17 protein-coding genes are annotated in these 19,389 nt (G+C 69.8%); 11 read left to right on the forward strand and 6 right to left on the reverse strand.

What is annotated here, in order from left to right; genetic code table 11:
- Positions 1 to 218: 218 nt before the first annotated feature.
- From E6A26_RS12600 to E6A26_RS12610, 3 genes are read right to left on the reverse strand one after another with little or no spacing between them, the layout of a single operon-like run.
- Complete coding sequence (locus tag E6A26_RS12600; RefSeq protein WP_136611555.1) at positions 219 to 1,148, reverse strand: COX15/CtaA family protein; 930 nt, start codon at positions 1,146 to 1,148, stop codon at positions 219 to 221.
- Between the two features lie 41 nt (positions 1,149 to 1,189).
- Entirely contained in the window at positions 1,190 to 1,930 is a 741-nt protein-coding gene (locus E6A26_RS12605; protein WP_268815407.1) for an ABC transporter permease, read from the reverse strand.
- Entirely contained in the window at positions 1,927 to 2,919 is a 993-nt protein-coding gene (locus E6A26_RS12610; protein ID WP_234865448.1) for an ABC transporter ATP-binding protein, read from the reverse strand. The genes E6A26_RS12605 and E6A26_RS12610 overlap by 4 nt, the downstream gene beginning before the upstream one ends.
- Before the next feature lie 125 nt (positions 2,920 to 3,044).
- Here E6A26_RS12610 and E6A26_RS12615 point away from each other — a divergent pair, with 125 nt between their 5' ends.
- From E6A26_RS12615 to E6A26_RS12645, 7 genes are all read left to right on the forward strand, one after another.
- Positions 3,045 to 3,797, forward strand: a complete 753-nt coding sequence (locus E6A26_RS12615; protein WP_211129119.1) for a helix-turn-helix transcriptional regulator — start codon at positions 3,045 to 3,047, stop codon at positions 3,795 to 3,797.
- A gap of 31 nt (positions 3,798 to 3,828) precedes the next feature.
- Entirely contained in the window at positions 3,829 to 5,298 is a 1,470-nt protein-coding gene (sufB, locus tag E6A26_RS12620) for a Fe-S cluster assembly protein SufB (protein WP_136611557.1), read from the forward strand.
- Positions 5,298 to 6,578 (forward strand): Fe-S cluster assembly protein SufD, encoded by a 1,281-nt coding sequence (sufD, locus tag E6A26_RS12625; protein ID WP_136611558.1) that lies wholly within the window; start codon positions 5,298 to 5,300, stop codon positions 6,576 to 6,578. Before sufB ends, sufD begins: the two co-directional genes overlap by 1 nt.
- Positions 6,579 to 6,653: 75 nt before the next feature.
- The gene (gene sufC, locus E6A26_RS12630) at positions 6,654 to 7,433 is read left to right on the forward strand and encodes a Fe-S cluster assembly ATPase SufC (protein ID WP_136611559.1); all 780 of its coding nucleotides are present in this window, start codon (positions 6,654 to 6,656) and stop codon (positions 7,431 to 7,433) included.
- A 9-nt stretch (positions 7,434 to 7,442) separates the two neighbouring features.
- Positions 7,443 to 7,790 carry a metal-sulfur cluster assembly factor gene (locus tag E6A26_RS12635; RefSeq protein ID WP_136611560.1) on the forward strand — a complete coding sequence of 116 codons (348 nt, stop codon included), beginning with the start codon at positions 7,443 to 7,445 and terminating at the stop codon, positions 7,788 to 7,790.
- A 132-nt stretch (positions 7,791 to 7,922) separates the two neighbouring features.
- On the forward strand, positions 7,923 to 9,323 hold the full coding sequence (locus E6A26_RS12640) for a class I adenylate-forming enzyme family protein (RefSeq protein WP_136611561.1): 1,401 nt from the start codon (positions 7,923 to 7,925) through the stop codon (positions 9,321 to 9,323).
- Positions 9,304 to 10,509, forward strand: coding sequence for a thiolase family protein (locus tag E6A26_RS12645; RefSeq protein WP_136611562.1), 1,206 nt, complete (start codon positions 9,304 to 9,306; stop codon positions 10,507 to 10,509). The genes E6A26_RS12640 and E6A26_RS12645 overlap by 20 nt, the downstream gene beginning before the upstream one ends.
- Before the next feature lie 3 nt (positions 10,510 to 10,512).
- Here E6A26_RS12645 and E6A26_RS12650 read toward each other — a convergent pair whose 3' ends face one another.
- From E6A26_RS12650 to E6A26_RS12660, 3 genes are read right to left on the reverse strand one after another with little or no spacing between them, the layout of a single operon-like run.
- Complete coding sequence (locus E6A26_RS12650; protein WP_136611563.1) at positions 10,513 to 11,139, reverse strand: energy-coupling factor transporter transmembrane component T family protein; 627 nt, start codon at positions 11,137 to 11,139, stop codon at positions 10,513 to 10,515.
- The gene (locus E6A26_RS12655) at positions 11,136 to 11,852 is read right to left on the reverse strand and encodes an energy-coupling factor ABC transporter ATP-binding protein (RefSeq protein WP_136611564.1); all 717 of its coding nucleotides are present in this window, start codon (positions 11,850 to 11,852) and stop codon (positions 11,136 to 11,138) included. Before E6A26_RS12655 ends, E6A26_RS12650 begins: the two co-directional genes overlap by 4 nt.
- The gene (locus E6A26_RS12660; RefSeq protein WP_136611565.1) at positions 11,849 to 12,475 is read right to left on the reverse strand and encodes a biotin transporter BioY; all 627 of its coding nucleotides are present in this window, start codon (positions 12,473 to 12,475) and stop codon (positions 11,849 to 11,851) included. The genes E6A26_RS12655 and E6A26_RS12660 overlap by 4 nt, the downstream gene beginning before the upstream one ends.
- Positions 12,476 to 12,725: 250 nt before the next feature.
- Here E6A26_RS12660 and fdh point away from each other — a divergent pair, with 250 nt between their 5' ends.
- Genes fdh through E6A26_RS12680 form a run of 4 tightly spaced genes read left to right on the forward strand, consistent with a single transcriptional unit; the run spans position 12,726 to position 19,357 of the window.
- Positions 12,726 to 15,971, forward strand: coding sequence for a formate dehydrogenase (gene fdh / locus E6A26_RS12665; RefSeq protein ID WP_136611566.1), 3,246 nt, complete (start codon positions 12,726 to 12,728; stop codon positions 15,969 to 15,971).
- Positions 15,968 to 16,786, forward strand: coding sequence for a 4Fe-4S dicluster domain-containing protein (locus tag E6A26_RS12670; protein WP_136611567.1), 819 nt, complete (start codon positions 15,968 to 15,970; stop codon positions 16,784 to 16,786). Before fdh ends, E6A26_RS12670 begins: the two co-directional genes overlap by 4 nt.
- Positions 16,783 to 17,718, forward strand: coding sequence for an NrfD/PsrC family molybdoenzyme membrane anchor subunit (gene nrfD / locus E6A26_RS12675; RefSeq protein WP_136611568.1), 936 nt, complete (start codon positions 16,783 to 16,785; stop codon positions 17,716 to 17,718). Before E6A26_RS12670 ends, nrfD begins: the two co-directional genes overlap by 4 nt.
- 37 nt (positions 17,719 to 17,755) lie before the next feature.
- Entirely contained in the window at positions 17,756 to 19,357 is a 1,602-nt protein-coding gene (locus tag E6A26_RS12680; RefSeq protein ID WP_136611569.1) for an ABC-F family ATP-binding cassette domain-containing protein, read from the forward strand.
- Positions 19,358 to 19,389 lie beyond the last annotated feature (32 nt).

The raw sequence follows: 19,389 nt of genomic DNA on the forward strand, positions 1-19,389 counted from the left end.
TCGTCCCTCGCAGCGGCCTCCGCCGCCCGAGCCCAGAAACCGAAGTGCCTACAACGTCCTGAGACATCAAGTGTCAACAACGTCCTGAGACAGGAAGTGTCCACGAGGTCCTGAGACATCACACGGCAAATCGGGGGGTGTAGCTGTACCCGAGACGAGTGGGACGGCGGTGGGAGGGGTGGGAGACGAGACGAGGGGGAGAGGCGCAGGATCGCCGGTCAGGCCTTGGGGCTCCACTTGGCGAGATCGGCCGCGTTGACGGCGGCGGCCATGAGCACGGCGGCCACGAACATGTGCACACCCACGAGCGGCGCCGGAATGCCCGTGTAGTACTGCGTGATGCCGATGGCGGCCTGCACGATGGTGAGCACGAGGAGCCAGACGACGGCGGAGCGGAACGGGCCCTTGATGCGCCGGGAGAACACGACGGCCAGCGCGAACAGTGCGCCGAGGGTCACGAGGTACGCGGGCACGGCGTGGATGTGCGAGACGAGGTCCCAGTCCAGGCCGTTGCGAGGCGCGTTGGCGTCGCCGGCGTGCGGGCCCGCGCCGGTGACGACGACGCCGAGGATCACCGCGAGTGCCACGGCGGCCGCGGTGGCGATCATGACGGGCCGCATCGAACTAGGGAGCGCGGACAGGGCCTGCGCCATGTGCCTTCCAGTCCGGCCGTACGCCCGGTTGACGAGCAGCATCGCGAAGACGACGAGCGCCATCGAGACGAGGAAGTGGAGGGCCACGACCCAGGGATTGAGGTCCGTGAGAACGGACACGCCGCCTATGACGGCCTGTGCGGGGATGCTCGCGAGCAGCGCGATCGCGAGCCAGAACAAGTCGCGACGCTCCTTGCGCAGCCTCCAGAGCGCGACGACCATCGCCACCGCGACGGCGGCGAGCACGAACGTCAGGAGGCGGTTCCCGAACTCGATGACGCCGTGGTACCCCATCTCCGGTGTCGTGGTGATCGAGCTGGCAGTGCAGCGCGGCCATGTCGGGCAGCCCAGGCCCGAGGAGGTGAGCCGCACGGCGCCGCCCGTCACGATGAGGACGATCTGCCCGATGAGCGACGCGGCCGCGAGTGCGCGCACGCGCGCGTCGACCTGGGCGGGGAGCCAGCCCACGAAGCGGCGGACGGCGGTCTGTGACATGGTCTGTTCTTCTCCAGGGTCAGGTGTCGGTGCGAAGTCGGTCAGTTCCACTTGAACCAGCGGACGGCGGCGATGCCCGCGGCTGCGCCCCACACCAGGATCGCGATGGCAGCGGGAAGGTCAAGGGTCCCATGAAGGAACGCGGCTCGAGCGGCATCGCCGAGCGCGCCCGAGGGGAGGTAGCCCACGATCCCGGCGATCTGCGAAGGGAGCCTGCTGCTCGGCATCGCGATGCCGCCAAAGACCCCGAAGAGGATCCAGACGAGGTTCGTGACGGCGAGTGTGGCCTCAGGGCGCGCGGTGCCCGCGATGAGCAGGCCCAGGGACGTGAACACCGCGGCGCCGACGGCCAGCAGGACGAGGCCGAGGATCGTGCCGCCAACCGGCGGACGCCAGCCGAGGAGCACGGCGACGCCGCCGATAACGATGACCTGCAGCGCGAAGACCACGAGCACTGCGATGACCTTGCCGGCGATGAGCCCGCCACGGCCGAGTGGCGTCGTGGAGAGGAAGCGCAGCACGCCGTAGCGGCGGTCGAAGCCGGTCGCGATGCCCTGACCCGTGAACCCGACGGACATGGTGCACAGGGCGAGCACGCCCGGCGCGGCGACGTCGATCCGGTTCGCCCCGAGGCCGTCGAGGAAGGGCGTCACGGTGAGGCCCACGAGCGCAATGAGCGGGAGTACGAGCATGAGGACGAGCTGCTCGCCGTTGCGCAGCATCGCGATCGTTTCGTAGCGGCCCTGCTGCCAGACGCGCTGCGTCAGGGTTGCGGCGTTCACGCGGTCTCCCTTCCCGTGGCGGACACGGCCTCCTGGGCGGAGGCCTCCGCGATACCGAGGAAGACGTCCTCGAGGCTTCGGCTGCCCAGCTCGAGCGAAGTGGGCATGATGCCCCGGGCATCGAGCCATTGCGCGAGCGCGGAGAGGTGCGCGGTGGTGAGCTCCCCTTCCACCGTGTAGTGGCCCGCCGGCGCCTCCGTGACGCGCAGCCGGTCCGGGGCGTCGGCGAACGCCGCGGCAACGTCGAGACCCGCGGCCGCCCGGAGCGTGAGGCGGCGGGCCGCCGGCGAGGACGTGCCCAGGAGCTCCGCCACGGTGCCCTCGGCGACGATGCGGCCGCGGTCGAGGATCGCGACCCAGTCGGCGAGCCGCTCGGCGTCGTCGAGGAGGTGCGTCGTGAGGATGATGCCGAGTCCCTGCGTGCGGAGCTCGGTGATGAGATCGAAGACCATCTGGCGGGACTGCGGGTCGAGGCCCGCGCTTGGCTCGTCGAGGAACACTACTTCGGGGCGCCCCACGAGAGCGGCAGCGAGCGCGACGCGCTGCTTCTGGCCGCCGGAGAGCCGCCGGATCGTGGTTCCGGAGAACTCGTTGAGACCGAGCCGCTCCGCGAGCTCGTCGACGGGCAGCGGATTCCGGTACATGCCCGCGACGTGACGCAGCAGCGGGATCGGGCGGGACGACGGCGGGAGCCCGCCGTCCTGGAGCATGACCCCGACCCTGGCCCTGAGCTCAGCGTCGGCGGTCTGCGGGTCCTCGCCGAGGAGGCGGATCGTGCCTCCGGTGCGGCGGCGCAGTCCCTGCGCGCACTCGAGGGTCGTCGTCTTGCCCGCGCCGTTGACGCCGAGCAGGACCGTCACCTGGCCCGCGTGGGCGGAGAGGTCGACGCCGGCGAGCACCCGCTTCATGCGGCCCCCCTCGGCGGCGATCGGCCCGACGTCGTGGATCAATCCCTCGATCTCTAGGCAGGGGGTACCGGTTCTGAGCACCCAATCATTCTACGCACGGTAGTACAACGCTGCCCGTTGCGGACCGCTGCCTATGTGACGCATCAGTCACCCAACTAAGCCCCGCCTTACTAGAGGTGTGGGGCATATTAGGCAATGATTGTTTTGTGTATTCCGTGGCCAACCAGCAGTCGCGCGGCCGAGCTGTGCCTGTAGACGTCGAGGATCGCACGCGTGATCGCGTCCTCAGCGCCGTCCTCGAGCATGGCCCGGTGAGCGCAGCCGAGCTCGGCGAGATGCTGAGCGTGACGCCGGCCGCCGTGCGTCGCCATCTGGACGCTCTCACCAAGGACGGCGTGGTCGAGGTCAAGCGCATCGCGACCTCGGGAACGGGGGCGGGCCGCCCGTCGCGCCGATATGTCCTGACTTCGCGCGGCCAGTCCACGATCGGCGACGACTACCTCGACATCGCCCGCACCGCCCTGCATCGCCTCGCCGAGGTCGCGGGGCCCGGCGCCGTCGAGGATTTCGCCGAGGAGCGCTTCGCCGCCATGGAGCGCCGCTACCAGCCCATGGTCGACGCCGCGGGCGACGACGTCGCGGCTCGCTCGCGCGCGCTGGCCGAGGCGCTCACCAACGATGGCTTCGTGGCCTCCGCCGCGGACGTCACCAGCCGGGTTCCGCTCCCGGGCCACCTCGCGAGCGTCCAGCTGTGCCAGGGGCACTGCCCGGTCCAGCAGCTCGCGGCCGAATTCCCCGTGTTCTGCGACACCGAGACGGCGGTGTTCTCGCGCCTGCTCGGCGTCGACGTGCGCCGTCTGTCGACCCTGGCCGGGGGCGGCCACGTGTGCACGACCCATATTCCGACCGGCCGCGGGGTCCACCGGACCTCCGTGCCGGAGACCGCAACTCCGCACTGACGACGAAACAATCCGACACTGAGAGGCCGTGATGACGGATCAATTGGCCGAGAAGCATGCCGTGGACGTCGAGCCCACGGTCATCTCGGAGATTCTGGAGAAGAACCCCGAGCTCCACGGAATCGGCACGTACGAGTACGGCTGGGCCGACTCGGACAACGCCGGGGCCAACGCTCGCCGTGGACTCAACGAGGACGTGGTCCGCGACATCTCCGAGAAGAAGCGCGAGCCCGAATGGATGCTCGACCTCCGTCTCAAGGGGCTCAAGTACTTCGACCGCAAGCCCATGCCGCTGTGGGGCGCTGACCTCTCGGGCATCGACTTCGACAACATCAAGTACTTCGTGCGCTCCACCGAGAAGCAGGCTGCCTCGTGGGAGGACCTCCCCGAAGACATCCGCAACACGTACGAGAAGCTGGGCATCCCGGAGGCCGAGCGCAGCCGCCTTGTGGCCGGCGTCGCGGCGCAGTACGAGTCCGAGGTCGTCTACCACCAGATCCGCGAGGACCTCGAGAAGCAGGGCGTGATCTTCCTCGACACGGACACTGCTCTCAAGGAGCACCCGGAGTTCTTCCAGGAGTACTTCGGCACCGTGATCCCGGTGGGCGACAACAAGTTCGCCTCGCTCAACACGGCGGTGTGGTCGGGCGGCTCGTTCGTCTACGTCCCGAAGGGCGTCCACGTCGAGATCCCGCTCCAGGCCTACTTCCGCATCAACACCGAGAACATGGGCCAGTTCGAACGGACGCTCATCATCGCGGACGAGGACTCCTACGTCCACTACATCGAGGGCTGCACGGCCCCGATCTACACGTCGGACTCGCTGCATTCCGCCGTCGTCGAGATCGTCGTGAAGAAGGGCGCGCGCGTCCGGTACACCACGATCCAGAACTGGTCGAACAACGTCTACAACCTCGTCACGAAGCGCGCCATCTGCCACGAGGGCGCCACGATGGAGTGGATCGACGGCAACATCGGCTCCAAGGTGACCATGAAGTACCCGGCCGTCTACCTCGTGGGCGAGCACGCCAAGGGCGAGACGCTCTCGATCGCGTTCGCGGGCGAGGGCCAGCACCAGGACACGGGCTCGAAGATGGTGCACATCGCGCCGAACACGAAGTCGTCGATCGTCTCGAAGTCCGTGGCCCGCGGCGGCGGCCGCGCGGCCTACCGCGGCCTGGTCCAGGTCCGCGAGGGTGCCAAGCACTCGGCGAACACGGTTCGCTGCGACGCGCTGCTCGTGGACACGATCTCCCGCTCGGACACCTACCCCTACATCGACATCCGCGAGGACGATGTGGTGCTCGGCCACGAGGCCACGGTGTCCCGGGTGAGCGAGGAGCAGCTGTTCTACCTCATGTCCCGCGGCCTCCCGGAGGACGAGGCCATGGCGATGATCGTGCGCGGCTTCATCGAGCCGATCGCGCGCGAGCTGCCCATGGAGTACGCCCTCGAGCTGAACCGCCTCATTGAACTGCAGATGGAAGGGTCCGTCGGTTGATGACTGGAATCACTGAAGAGGCTACGAAGGACGGGGCCCGCATCGGCGCGCCGTCGATCGAGGGCTTCACCGAGGAGGGCGAGAGCCTTTCGCCGACGCCCGTCGTCACGGGTCCCCTCGGCGGCGCCGCGTCGAAGAGCCACTCCCACGGCGGCGGCTACGGGATTCCGGACAGCTCGCGCGCGGGCCGTCTCACCTCGTACCGGCTCGCCGACTTCCCGGAGCTGAAGGGCACCGAGGAGGAATGGCGCTTCACGCCGCTGCGTCGCCTTGGCGGGCTCCACAAGGACGCGCTCGACGGCGCCGCCCCCGCGGTCGTGGTCGAGGCGCCGGAGTCGGTCCGCGTCGAGACGGTCGGCCGTGACGACTCCCGCGTCGGGTCTGCCGGCATCCCCGAGGATCGGGTCTCCGCGAACGCGTGGGCGCACTTCGCCGACGCGACCGTTGTGACCATCCCGGCCGGGGCCGAGCTCGAGGAGCGCATCAGCGTGAACCTCACGGGCGCGGGTCTCGCCGCGTCCGCCCAGCACGTGGTGATCGTCGCCGAGGAAGGCGCGCGTGCCGTCGTCGTCCTCAACCACGAGGGCCAGGCGGTCGTCTCGGAGAACGTCGAGATCGTGGTCGGCGACCGCGCCGACCTCACGCTCGTGACGCTGCAGGAGTGGACCGACGACTCGATCCACGTCTCCTCGCAGCAGGTCAAGGTGGGCCGTGAGGCGAAGATCAAGCACGTTTCGGTGAGCCTGGGCGGCTCGCTCGTCCGCCTCACGCCGACGGTCCGCTTCGCGGAGCCCGGCGGCGAGGCGCAGGTGTTCGGCCTCTACTTCGCGGACGCGGGGCAGCACCTCGAGCACCGGACGTTTGTGGACCACGCGCAGCCCAACTGCATCTCCAACGTCCTGTTCAAGGGCGCGCTGCAGGGGAAGGACGCCCACACGGTGTGGGTCGGCGACGTGCTCATCCAGAAGCAGGCCGAGGGCACGGACAGCTACGAGAAGAACCAGAACCTGGTCCTCACCGACGGCTGCCGCGCGGACTCCGTTCCGAACCTCGAGATCGAGACGGGCCTCATCGCCGGAGCCGGCCACGCGAGCGCGACCGGCCGCTTCGACGACGAGCACCTGTTCTACCTCATGGCCCGCGGCATCCCGGAGGATGTGGCCCGCCGCCTCGTGGTGCGCGGCTTCCTGCACGAGATCATCCAGAAGATCGGCGTTCCGTCCATCGAAGAGCACCTCGTCGAGGCGGTCGAGCGCGAGCTCGAAGCCGGAGACAACTGACCCCCAAGGATTGGTTCCGGCGGCGCCGGAACCCTCAGCACTGAGCCCGGCGCGCCGGGCACAAGGAGAACACACATGTCGACTCTGGAGATCAAGGACCTGCACGTCTCGATCGAGACCGAGCAGGGCGTCAAGGAGATCCTCAAAGGCGTGACGCTCACCGTGAAGACGGGCGAGACGCACGCGATCATGGGCCCGAACGGCTCTGGCAAGTCCACGCTCGCCTCGACGATCGCGGGCCACCCGCGCTACACGGTCACGTCGGGCACGATCACGCTCGACGGCGAGGACGTCCTCGCGATGAGCGTGGACGAGCGCGCGCGGGCGGGCCTGTTCCTCGCGATGCAGTACCCGGTCGAGGTCCCCGGCGTGACCATGACGAACTTCCTCCGCACTGCGAAGACCGCGATCGACGGCAAGGCCCCGGCCATCCGCACGTGGACCAAGGAAGTCAAGGAGGCGATGGCCCAGCTGCGCATCGACGCCGACTTCGCCCAGCGCAACGTGAACGAGGGCTTCTCCGGCGGCGAGAAGAAGCGCGTCGAGATCCTTCAGCTCGAGCTCTTCAAGCCCAAGTTCGCGGTGCTCGACGAGACCGACTCGGGTCTCGACGTCGACGCCCTCAAGGTGGTCTCCGAGGGCGTCAACCGCGCCCAGGCGGAGGGCAACATGGGCACGCTGCTCATCACCCACTACACGCGGATCCTGCGCTACATCAAGCCGGAGTTCGTCCACGTGTTCGTCGACGGCAAGATCGCCGAGCAGGGCGGCCCCGAGCTCGCCGACCGCCTCGAGGAAGAGGGCTACGACCGCTACCTCGCCGGCGCCGGCTCCGCGGTGCAGGCCTCGATCTAAGGAGACACTGTGACTGATTCCCAGCCTGCGGCTGGACTCGAGCCGGCCCCGACGGCGATCGAGGACGTCGAGGAGCGGCTCAAGGACGTGATCGATCCCGAGCTCGGCGTGAACGTCGTGGATCTGGGACTGGTCTACGGCCTCGAGTACGGCGAAGACGGGACGCTGCTCATCAGCATGACGCTCACCACGGCGGCGTGCCCGCTGACCGACATCCTCGAGGAGCAGGTCGGCACGGCCCTCGACGGCGTCGTGGACGAATGGCGCCTCAACTGGGTGTGGATGCCCCCGTGGGGCCCCGAGCGGATCACCGAGGACGGCCGCGACCAGATGCGCGCCCTCGGCTTCAACATCTGAGGCGTCCTTCAACAAGCGCCTCGAGCGCCCTGAGCGCCACCGACGACGGCGATGCCCCGCAAGGCGCGTCAAGCGCCGTCATCGTGCGGATCGCGCCGCGCCCGGCAGGCCCGCGCCGCATAAACTCGGAGGATGCCCTTCCTCAACCGGCTCTCGGCGTGGGCCGCGGAGAAGCCCCACGAGCCCGCGGTCGTGTGCGGGACGTCGCACGCCTCGTGGTCCGAGCTGGCCGCGCAGGCGGGCCGGCTCGCGGCCTCCGGCGAGGACGTGCGCGTGCTGCAGGAGCGGAACGGCGTCGCGTTCGCGGCGCGCTGGGCCGCCGGGGTCGCGGGCGAGCGGGAATGCGCCGTGCTCGACCCGCTGTGGCCGGCCGAGCTTTCGAGCGAGGTCCGCGAGCTCCTGGCCCGCCGCTGGTCGGGCGCGGACGTCGCTCCCTCGGTGTTGTCCGACGGCGATCCTTCCGCGAGCTTCCTCGTCGGCCTCACCTCTGGGACCACGTCGATGCCGAAGGCGTTCTCCCGCACCCGCGAGTCGTGGCGGCGTTCGTTCGAGGCGTCGACGGCCCTCTTCGGGCTCACGGGCGCCGACCGCGTCCTGGCCCCCGGGCCGCTCTCGGCGAGCCTGAACCTCTACACGCTCTCCGAGTGCCTGTACGCGGGCGCCTCCTTCCACACCCTCGCGCACTTCGACGTCGCCGACGCTCACGCCGAGATCCGGCAGCGGGGGATCACGCGGCTCGTGCTCGTGCCGACCATGCTGCGCGTCATCGCCGAGCGGGGGCTCGCAGGGGACGTCGATGCGAGCGGGATCACCGCGATCGTGTGTTCCGGCCAGAAGCTCGACCGGCGCACGCTCGAGGCCGCGCGGCGCTGGGCGCCGCACGCGGTCGTGTGGGAGTACTACGGCGCGTCCGAGCTCAGCTTCGTCGCGGCGACCGCGCACCGGCCGGGCGAGGCGCCCGCGGCGGTGGGCACCGCCGTCGGACGTCCCTTCCCTGGGGTGGACCTCGCGGTCCTGGGCGACGACGGCGCGCCCGTCCCCGACGGGCAGACGGGGCACATCAGCGTGCGCAGCCCGCTCGTGAGCCAGGGCTACGTGTGGGGCGACGACGGCGAGGCCTTCACGCGGCTCGGCGAATGGTGCACGGTGCGGGACCAAGGCTTTCTGGAGGACGGCCAGCTCCACGTGCTCGGCCGCACGCAGGACATGATCAATACCGGCGGTCACAACGTCTACCCGCATGAGGTCGAGGCCGCTCTGGCGATGCTGCCCGGCGTCGCCGAGGTCGTCGTGGCGGGCATTCCCGACGACCTCCGCGGACAGCGCGTCGTCGCGGGCGTGGTGCCCTCGCACGCGGGGCTGTGCCAGCTCCAGCTCCGGGCGGGCCTCGAGGGGCGCCTCCCTCCCGCGAAGCGACCGACCCAGTACGTCGAGCTCGCCGAGCTGCCCGTGACCGAGCGCGGCAAGCTGAGCCGCACCCACTTCCAGCGCTGGGTGCTCGAAGGGGATCCGCGTGCGCGCGCCCTCGCGTGAGCAGGCGGCCCGCGGGCCTCTCGTGGTGGCGGGCCGGCGCACGCCGCTGGCCCGTTCGGGGACCGAGCTCGCCGATGTGCCGGTGCACCGCCTCCTCGCGCCGGTCCTTGCTGCCCTCCGTGCCGACGTCCCGGGCCTTCCGCTCGCCGACGTCGTGGTGGGCAACGCCGTGGCCGGCGGGGGGAACCTCGCACGCCTCGCCGCGCTCGAGGCGGGCATCCCCGAGCCGGTCCCCGGGCTGACGATCGACCGGCAGTGCGGGTCTGGGCTCGACGCGATCGTCCTCGCCTGCCGGCTCGCGCAGGCGGGCGGCGGAGAGGCATTCCTTGCGGGGGGCGCGGAGTCGATCAGCACGGCACCCGTGCGGGGGCGCAGAACGGCCGACGGCGGCGTCGAGTTCTACCGGCGCGCCCAGCACGCGCCCGCTCGCCTGGGCGAGTCGGAGCCCGGCGATCCCGACATGGGGTGGGCCGCCGAGACAGTGTCGCGCGAGGCTGGCGTGTCCCGCGAACGCCAAGACGCGCTCGCCCTGCGGAGCCATCGGCGTGCGCTCGCTGCGGCGGCCGGGGGCGCATTCGACGGCGAGCTCGTCCCCGTGCCGGCGCCCACTGGCACGGTCACGGCTGACAACGGGCCGCGGGCGCGGCTCGACGCCCGGCTGCTTGCTCGCTTCCCGGCGGCCTTCGTGGACGGTGGCACGGTGACCGCCGGCAATTCGTGCTTCGACGCGGACGGCGCAGCCGCCGTCGTCGTCATCGCGCCGCACGCGGAGTGCCCTGGGCTCGCCGGGCTGGCCGCGCTCGAGTTCCGCGGGGCGGCGACCGTCGGCGTGGACCCGCGCCGGCTCGGGCTGGGCGCCGCGGTGGCCGCGGAGCGGCTCCTCCGGGAGCACGGGCTCGTCGCTTCCGAACTGGCCGCGATCGAGTTCAACGAGGCGTTCGCGGGTCAGGTCCTCGCCTGCACCGACCGGCTGGGGCTCGACGACGCGGCGCTCGACGCGGTGCTCAACACGGAAGGCGGTGCGCTGGCCCTGGGACACGCCTACGGCGCCTCCGGGGCCGTCTCGGTCGTCAGGCTCCTCGCGCGGGCCCAGCTGCTCCCGGAAGGCGCGCCCTGCCTCGCGATGATCAGCTCGGCAGGCGGAATCGGCACGGCGGCCCTTTTCGAGACGCGCCGTCTCCCGTAGCGGTCAGTCGCCGTCGGCGAGGCCGCGGGCGGCGAGCGCCTCACCCGTCCGCCGTCCGTACGCGACCGCGGAGAGCACCACGGGAAGGGCGCGCGCACGCACGCTTCGCTCGAGCCCCCGGGCCCGGGCGGCGTCACCCACTTCGTCGAACGAGGCGGCAAGCACCGGGATGCTCCGGAGCATGATCGCGAGGGCGAGGGCAAAGCGCTCGGGGTCGGCCCCCCAACGCCGGAGCGGATGAGCGAGGCGGGCAACCGCGTCGAGCAGCTCGCGGAGCGGAACGGTCGCCGTCAGGAGGCCTGCGGCGACGAAGCACACGAGGAGGTTGAGCACGATCCTCGCGGCTGTCGCAGGGCCGAGCTGCCACCACTGGAACGCCCCGAGCACGGCACAGAGCGGGAGCATGAGCCTGCCCGAGCCCGCGAGGCGACGCCAGCCGAGGCGAGCCGAACCCCACGCGGCCACGAGGACCAGCAGGACTGCGCCGGATGCCTTCCAGTCGAGCAGGAAGCAGCTCGCCGCCCCCGCCGCGACGACGCCGAGGAATTTGCCCCAGAGGGGTGCGCGGTGCAGCCACGAGCTCCCCGGCACGTAGCCGGCCAGGATTCCCCCGGCGGGACGCCCCCTCATGCGCGGGGCCTCGCCGGAAGCCCGCAGAGCTCGCGGTAGTACGCGACGCCTGCCGCGGGCGAGCCGTCGAACGCTATCCGCCCGCCGTCCACCACGAGAACCCGCTCGGCGTCGAGCGCGAGCTCGAGGTCGTGGGTCGAGAAGATCACCTGTTGGTCGAGGCCCGAGACGGTGCGACGCAGGAGATCGCGGTTGCGGAGATCGAGGAGGGTGGACGGCTCGTCGAGCACGAGGACCTCGGGGTCGACGGCGAGGACCGCGGCGAGCGCCATGAGCTGCCGTTCGCCGCCCGAGAGTTCGTACACGCTCTGGTCCGCCAGCGTGCCGAGGCCGAAGCGGTCCAGGACGGACTGGGCGGCGGCAGCCCGCTCGGAGCGTGAGCGATGCGAGCGCCGCAGCGAAAGCTCCACGTCCTCGCGACCTGTGGGCATCACGAGCTGGGAAAGCGGATCGGTGAAGACGAATCCCACCTGTCGGCGCACCGCGCGCCCGTCGCGCACCGTGTCCATCCCGCCGATGCTCACGGTGCCCGCGGTGGGCTCGACGAGCCCGTTCAGGAGCCTCAGGAGCGTCGACTTGCCCGAGCCGTTCGCCCCGATGATGCCCACCCGGCGCTCGGTGAGCGTCGCGGACACGCCATCGAGGACCACCTTGTCGGGGCGGTCCTCGAGGGAGACGGCCACCGTGACACCGTCGAGCTCGATCCGGCTCACGCGCGCTTGACCCTCCGCACCAGCACGTCGGGGAAGGCACGGTGCACGGCCGAGGCCGCGACCGCTGCGACGAGGTCCTTGAGGATATCGCCCGGGTAGTACGCGAGGTCAGCCACGAAGGCGGCATTCCACGAGAGCTTGAGGTTGATCATCATGCCGAGCACGCCGAAGCCGTGGATGATGACCACCGAGACGAGCAGCGACGCGATGAAGAACCACAGCACGCGGCGCGCGGCCGCGAAGCGGCGGATCACGAGCTCCGCGAGGACGCCGAGGACGTACGCCCCGACGAGGAACGAGACAACGTAGCCGGCGGATCCGCCCGCGAGGATCTGGAGCCCGGCGCGGCCGCCCGAGAAGATCGGCAGGCCCGCGAACGCGACGATGAGATAGAGGCCGACGGCGGCGGCGGCCCTGGTGCCCCCGAGGACGAGCGCCGTGAGCACCACGGCCAGGGTCTGCAGTGTGATCGGAACGCCGAAGCTTCCCACGGGGATGCCCGGCACGATCGCGGACACGGCGATGAGGGCGGCGAACACCGCGACGAGCGCGAGGGACTGGGCGTCCCACGTGCGGCGCGGTCGCGAGATTCCTTGCCCGTGGGGCGCGGTCTTCTGGCTCATGATTCCTCCCTGGCGGCCCAGCGCACGCCGGACCCTTGATGAAGAAGGCTACGCACCGCCGTCGTCCTCTATTTTGTGGGCATCCCACCAGATCGACCTCCTCACAGTTGGGGAGCGCCTACAACTGCGGCCTCCGCATCGGTTCGTTTCGGGCCTCGCGGGGCGGGGTAATCCGCTCGCGCCCTGCCGTTTTGGGTGCCTGCCAGCTACGGTGGGGGAGATCACGGTCGCTCGCTGGAGAGGATCCCAGGTGAAGAATCCGTTGCAATGGCCTGTCCTGCGGCAACTCCGCGAACACGACCCGACCGGGCGGCACCACTCGGTCAAATCTCCAGCAACGGAGCATCTGAGAGCCCGAATATCGACGGCCGACCGGGTGACGTCCTCGGTCTGCCCCTTCTGCGCCGTGGGATGCGCGCAGAGGGTGTACGTCAAAGACGAGAAGGTCGTCCAGATCGAGGGCAACCCTGATTCGCCGATCAGCCGCGGCCGCCTGTGTCCCAAAGGATCCGCGTCGCTCCAATTGACCACCGGCGATTCCCGGGAGAAGTACGTCCTGTACCGGCGCCCACACGGTACGGACTGGGAGCGATTGGACCTAGACACGGCGATGGACATGGTGGCCCAGCGCGTCGTCGAGACGCGCAGGGACACATGGGAGTGGGACGTCGACGGCACGCGAACCAGACGGACCCTCGGCATCGCGAGCCTCGGCGGCGCGACCCTGGACAACGAAGAGAATTACGCGATCAAGAAGCTCTTCACCGCGTTGGGGATCATCCAGGTCGAGAATCAAGCCCGCGTGTGCCACAGCTCGACCGTGGCGGGGCTGGGCACGAGCTTCGGTCGTGGTGGGTCGACGACCTACCTCCAGGACCTCCAGCACTCTGACTGCATCGTCATCCAGGGATCGAACTTCGCCGAGGCCCACCCCGTCGGCTTCCAATGGGTCATGGAAGCCAAGGAGCGCGGCGCGAAGATCATCCACGTCGACCCGCGGTTCTCCCGCACAAGTGCGCTCGCCGACACGTTCGTTCCGATCCGCGCAGGAACCGACATCGCGTTCCTCGGCGGGCTGATCAACTGGGTCATCACCCACGACGCGTATTTCCACGATTATGTGGTCAACTACACCAACGCGGCGACGATCCTGCGCGACGACTTCCAGGACACCGAAGAACTCGACGGAGTCTTCTCCGGGTTCAATCCCGAAGGGCCCTCCTACGATCCTGAGACGTGGCAGTACGAAGGCGCCGAAGTGGCCGCCTCGTCGGGCGAGCGGGAGTCCGAGCTGAACGAGGGCTCCGGCACGCTGGGGGAATCGGGCCACGCGCACTCCCACGGATCCGGTGGGCCCTCGCTGCGGGGATCGTGGCAGAGGGACGAGACCCTGACGGATCCGCGCTGCGTCTTCCAAGTGCTCCGCCGCCACTACGCCCGCTACACCCCGGAGATGGTCGAAGAGGTCTGCGGGGTTCCGTCAGCGCTCTTCACGGAAGTCGCGGAAGCGATGACCTCGAACTCGGGCCCTGACCGGACCACCGCCTTCGCGTACGCGGTCGGCTGGACCCAGCATTCGACGGGCGTGCAGTACATCCGGGCGGCGTCCGTCCTGCAGCTCCTCCTCGGCAACATCGGCAGGCCCGGTGGCGGCATCATGGCGCTCCGCGGGCACGCGAGCATCCAGGGGTCGAGCGATATCCCGACGCTCTTCGACCTGCTGCCGGGTTACCTGCCGATGCCTCACGCCGAGCACCATCTGGACCTCGACGGATACGTCGAGGCTGATTCCCCGGACCGGGGCTTCTGGGCCAACATGAGGGCCTACACGGTCAGCCTGCTCAAGGCGTGGTGGGGGGACGCGGCGACTTCCGAGAACGACTTCTGCTTCGACTACCTGCCCAGGATCACGGGAAGCCACAGCACCTACGACACAGTCGTGGCCCAGCTGGACGGCACGTGCCGGGGGTATTTCCTCTATGGCGAGAACCCCGCGGTTGGTTCCGCCAACGCCCACCTTCAACGCATGGGCATGGCCGCCCTGGACTGGCTCGTGGTGCGGGACTTCTCCCTCATCGAGAGCGCCACGTGGTGGAAGGACGGCCCCGAGATCCAGACTGGCGAGCTGAAGACCGAGGACATCGCCACTGAGGTGTTCTTCTTCCCTGCTGCGGCGCACACCGAGAAAGCCGGCAGCTTCACGAACACCAACAGGCTTGTCCAATGGCGTGACCAGGCGATAGAGCCTGAGGCAGACCGGAGGAGCGACCTCTGGTTCACGTGGCACCTCGGCAAGCGGATCCGGGCGCTGCTCGCCGGCTCGCCGGACCCGGCTGACCGTCCTGTCCTCGACCTGACGTGGGACTACCCGACGATCGGCAGCCAGTCGGAGCCTGACGCCGAGGCCGTGCTCGCCGAGATCAACGGGACGTCCGCTGATGGGTCCCCGCTCTCGGCCTACACGGAGCTCAAGGACGACGGCTCGACCACCTGCGGGTGCTGGATCTACTGCGGGTGCCGGGCGGACGGCGTGAACCAGACCGCGCGGCGAAAGCCGCACACCGAGCAGGGCGCCTCGAGCCTTGAGTGGGGCTGGGCATGGCCCGCCAACCGCCGTGCGCTGTACAACCGTGCGTCAGCCGATCCGGACGGCCGGCCATGGAGCGAGCGCAAGAAGCTCATCTGGTGGGACGAGGGCGAGGGCCGCTGGACGGGCGACGACGTACCCGACTTCGAACCGACCAAGGCGCCCTCGTACCGACCCGATCCCGGGGTGCTCGGCGTGGAAGCGATCTCCGGCATCGACCCGTTCATCATGCAGGCAGACGGAAAGGGCTGGCTCTTCACGCCCGCAGGGCTCGTCGACGGGCCCCTGCCGACACATTACGAGCCGCAGGAGTCGCCGTTCGAGAACGCCCTGTACGGGCAGCAGCGAAACCCCGTGCGCAAGCTCATCCCCAGAGAGGGCAACCGCTACCACCCGAGCGGACTGGAGCGGGGCTCGAACGTATTCCCCTACGTGCTGACCACCTACCGGCTCACCGAGCACTTCACCGCCGGGGCCATGACGCGCTGGCTGCCCTATCTGGCCGAACTCCAGCCGGAGAGCTTCTGCGAGGTCTCGCCCGCGCTCGCAGCAGAGCGTGGCCTGACGCACAAGGGGTGGGTCACGCTCGTCTCTGCCCGGGGCGTCATCGAGGCGCGTGTCCTCGTGACCGACCGGATGAAGCCCCTCACCGTGCAGGGCCGCACCGTCCATCAGATCGGCATGCCTTATCACTGGGGTCCCAACGGGCTCTCCAAGGGCGACGCAATGAACGAGCTTTCGTCCATTGCCATGGATCCGAACGTGCACATCCAAGAGGTCAAGGCGCTGACCGTGGACATCCGCCCGGGCCGGCGGCCCCGCGGTCCGGCGGTGCCCGCTTTCCTCGAGGAGTATCGCCGTCGGGCAGGGATCACGGAGCACACGGGAGTGGAGGGAGCGAAGGCATGAGCGTGACGCAACTCGGAATGCCGGCGATCGGTGAGCCCCGCAAGGGGTTCTTCACCGACACGAGCCTGTGCATTGGATGCAAGGCCTGCGAAGTGGCATGCAAGGAGTGGAACGGAGTCCCGGCCGATACCTCGATGAGCCTGACCGGCGAATCCTTCGACAACACTTCGGCGCTCGGCGCGGACACCTGGCGCCACGTGGCCTTCATTGAACAGAAGATTCCTGCGAAGGATCCGACGGAGCACGACGGTGTCCGCTGGCTCATGTCCTCGGACGTGTGCAAGCACTGCACGCACGCGGCGTGCCTCGACGTGTGCCCCACGGGTGCCCTGTTCCGCACCGAGCACGGGACCGTCGTCGTCCAAGAAGACATCTGCAACGGCTGTGGCTACTGCGTGTCCGCGTGTCCCTACGGGGTGATCGACCAGCGCAAGGACGATGGCCGGGTCTTCAAGTGCACCATGTGCTATGACCGTCTCGGGGCGGGGGAGGAGCCGGCGTGCGCGAAGGCCTGCCCCACGAAGTCGATCCAGTTCGGTGAACTCGACGAGCTCCACGAGCGCGCGGATGCGCGGCTCGCCGAGCTCCACGAGCGGGGCGAGGAGGGCGCCCGGCTGTACGGGCGCGACCCGGACGACGGCGTGGGCGGCGACGGCGCGTTCTTCCTCCTTCTCGACGAGCCGGAGGCATACGGCCTCCCGCCGGATCCGATCGTCACCACGCGCGACCTGCCGTCGATGTGGAAGCACGCTGCAGGTGCCGCGGCGGGCCTTCTCGCCGGCGCGGCCCTGATGTTCTGGGGAGCCAGGAAGTGAGCCGGCGCAGGCCCACTGAGGAGTTCACGTCCTACTACGGGCGGCCCATCCTCAAGGAGCCCACGTGGAAAGCGCTTGACATCGCGGGCTACATCTTTGCCGGAGGGCTCGCCGGAGCGTCGTCCATCCTGGCGGCGGGCGCCCAGCACAGCGGCCGCCCCGGGCTGGAGCGGACGGCGAAGGTCACGGCGCTCACCGCCATCGGGGCGTCCGTCGTCGCCCTCGTCCACGATCTGGGCCGCCCCGAGCGCTTCGTCAACATGCTCCGCGTCGCCAAGCCCACGTCGCCCATGAGCGTCGGATCATGGATCCTCTCTGCGTACGGTCCGCTCGCGGGCGCGACCGCCGCGGCGAATCTCCTGGGCATCTTTCCCCGGGCCGGCAGGGCGGCAGGCATCGGAGCGGGGATCACCGGCTCGGCCGTGGCCACGTACACGGCGGTGCTCATCGCAGACACCGCGGTGCCGACGTGGCACGACGCCCACGGAAGGCTGCCCTTCGTCTTCGCCAGCTCCGCTGCCGCGTCGGCGGGCGGCGTGGCCGCAGCGCTGGCACCCCTCGAGGAAAGCGCTCCGGCCCGGCGAATGGCCGTCGCCGGGGCGATTCTCGAGACGGCCCTGAGCATGCGGATGGAGCGCAGCGGGCATCTGTCAGCGGAGACGTTCCACGCCGGCCGCGCCGGGACGCTCCTGCGCCTGTCCAAGGCCTGCACCGTGGGCGGGGCAGTCGGGCTTGCCCTCGGGGGCCGCTCGTCGCGCGTCGTGAGCGCGCTCAGCGGCCTTTCGGTGGCCGCTGGCTCGGCGCTCCTGCGTTTCGGGGTGTTCGAGGCGGGCCGCGCGTCCACTCGCGATCCGAAGTACGTGGTGGTCCCGCAGCGTGAGCGCGCCGACGCGCGCGAGGGGGTGTCCGCTCCGGCGGCTAGCATGGGATAGGCCCAATCCGGGCCACAAACCCGAAAGGCCTACCCTCGTGATCACTGTCCAGGACCTCGAACTCCGCGCTGGCGCGCGCCTGCTCATGGACGAGGTGACGTTCAGGATCGACAAAGGGGACAAGATCGGGCTCGTGGGCCGCAACGGTGCGGGCAAGACCACGCTCACACGAGTCCTCGCGGGGGAGGGCACCCCGGCCGCGGGGACGGTGACCCGCAGCGGTGAGATCGGCTACCTCCCGCAGGACCCGCGGACGCCGGATATGGAGCAGCTCGCGCGGGACCGCATCCTCTCAGCGCGAGGTCTCGACGTCGTCGTGCGCAAGCTCCGGGAGGCGCAGGCTGAAATGGCGAGCGACGACGCCACCACGCAGCGCAAGGCGATGGCGCGCTACGACCGTCTGGAGTCGGAGTTCCTCGCGGGCGGCGGTTACGCGGCTGAGGCCGAAGCCGCCGCAATCTCGGCGAACCTCGCGCTCCCGGACCGCATCCTCAACCAGCCGCTGAGGACCCTCTCGGGTGGCCAGCGCCGCCGCGTCGAGCTCGCGCGCATCCTCTATTCCGCAGCGGACACGCTGCTCCTCGACGAGCCGACCAACCACCTCGACGGCGACTCCATCGCGTGGCTGCGGGACTTCCTCAAGGCGCATCAGGGCGGCCTCATCGTCATCTCGCACGACGTCGAGCTGCTCGAAGCCACCGTCAACAAGGTCTTCCACCTCGACGCGAACCGCGCCGTGATCGACGTCTACAACATGGGCTGGAAGCGCTACCTCAGCCAGCGCGAGACTGACGAGCGCGCACGACGGCGGGAGCGCGCCAATGCGGAGAAGAAGGCTCAGGTCCTCATAGACCAAGCGAACAAGATGCGCGCCAAGGCGACCAAGGCCGTCGCCGCGCAGAACATGGCGAAGCGTGCCGAGCGCCTGCTCGCCGGGGTCGCGGAGGAGCGGGTCTCGGACCGCGTGGCCGCTCTCCGGTTCCCGGAACCTGCCCCGTGCGGCAAGACCCCCCTGCAGGCGGAAGGCCTCTCCAAGTCGTATGGCTCGCTCGAGATCTTCACGGACGTGGACCTCGCCGTCGACCGCGGTTCCCGCGTGGTGATCCTAGGCCTCAACGGCGCCGGGAAGACGACGCTCCTGCGGATGCTCGCGGGCGTCGACTCGCCGGACACAGGCGAGGTCGTCCCGGGCCACGGGCTCAAGGTCGGCTACTACGCGCAGGAGCACGAGACGCTCGATCCGGACCGCACCGTCCTCGAGAACATGCGCCGCGCGGCGCCGGATCACCTCGGCGACGCGGACGTGCGCGGCATCCTTGGCTCGTTCCTATTCACGGGCGACGACGTGGACAAGCCGGCAGGCGTCCTCTCCGGCGGGGAGAAGACACGGCTCGCCCTCGCGACGATCGTTGCCTCGAGCGCGAACGTGCTGCTTCTCGACGAGCCCACCAACAACCTCGACCCGGCGAGCCGTCGCGAGATCCTCGGAGCGCTCCAGACGTACAAGGGCGCCGTGGTCATGGTGAGCCACGACGAGGGCGCCGTCGAGGCGCTCAATCCCGAGCGCGTCGTGCTGCTGCCGGATGGGGTCGAGGACCTGTGGAGCGCTGACTACTTGGACCTCATCACCCTCGCGTAGTCGCTGCTTGATCCCACTTAACATCTGCCTAA

Source organism: Sinomonas albida (genome assembly GCF_004919045.1).
Lineage (GTDB): Bacteria > Actinomycetota > Actinomycetes > Actinomycetales > Micrococcaceae > Sinomonas > Sinomonas albida.

Bases quoted from the DNA above. Each gene is read 5' to 3' on its own strand.
- E6A26_RS12640 (WP_136611561.1), top strand. From the start codon at position 7,923: ATGCCCTTCCTCAACCGGCTCTCGGCGTGGGCCGCGGAGAAGCCCCAC.
- sufD (WP_136611558.1), top strand. From the start codon at position 5,298: ATGACTGGAATCACTGAAGAGGCTACGAAGGACGGGGCCCGCATCGGC.
- sufB (WP_136611557.1), top strand. From the start codon at position 3,829: ATGACGGATCAATTGGCCGAGAAGCATGCCGTGGACGTCGAGCCCACG.
- E6A26_RS12650 (WP_136611563.1), bottom strand. From the start codon at position 11,139: ATGAGGGGGCGTCCCGCCGGGGGAATCCTGGCCGGCTACGTGCCGGGG.
- E6A26_RS12670 (WP_136611567.1), top strand. From the start codon at position 15,968: ATGAGCGTGACGCAACTCGGAATGCCGGCGATCGGTGAGCCCCGCAAG.
- sufC (WP_136611559.1), top strand. From the start codon at position 6,654: ATGTCGACTCTGGAGATCAAGGACCTGCACGTCTCGATCGAGACCGAG.
- E6A26_RS12660 (WP_136611565.1), bottom strand. From the start codon at position 12,475: ATGAGCCAGAAGACCGCGCCCCACGGGCAAGGAATCTCGCGACCGCGC.
- E6A26_RS12600 (WP_136611555.1), bottom strand. From the start codon at position 1,148: ATGTCACAGACCGCCGTCCGCCGCTTCGTGGGCTGGCTCCCCGCCCAG.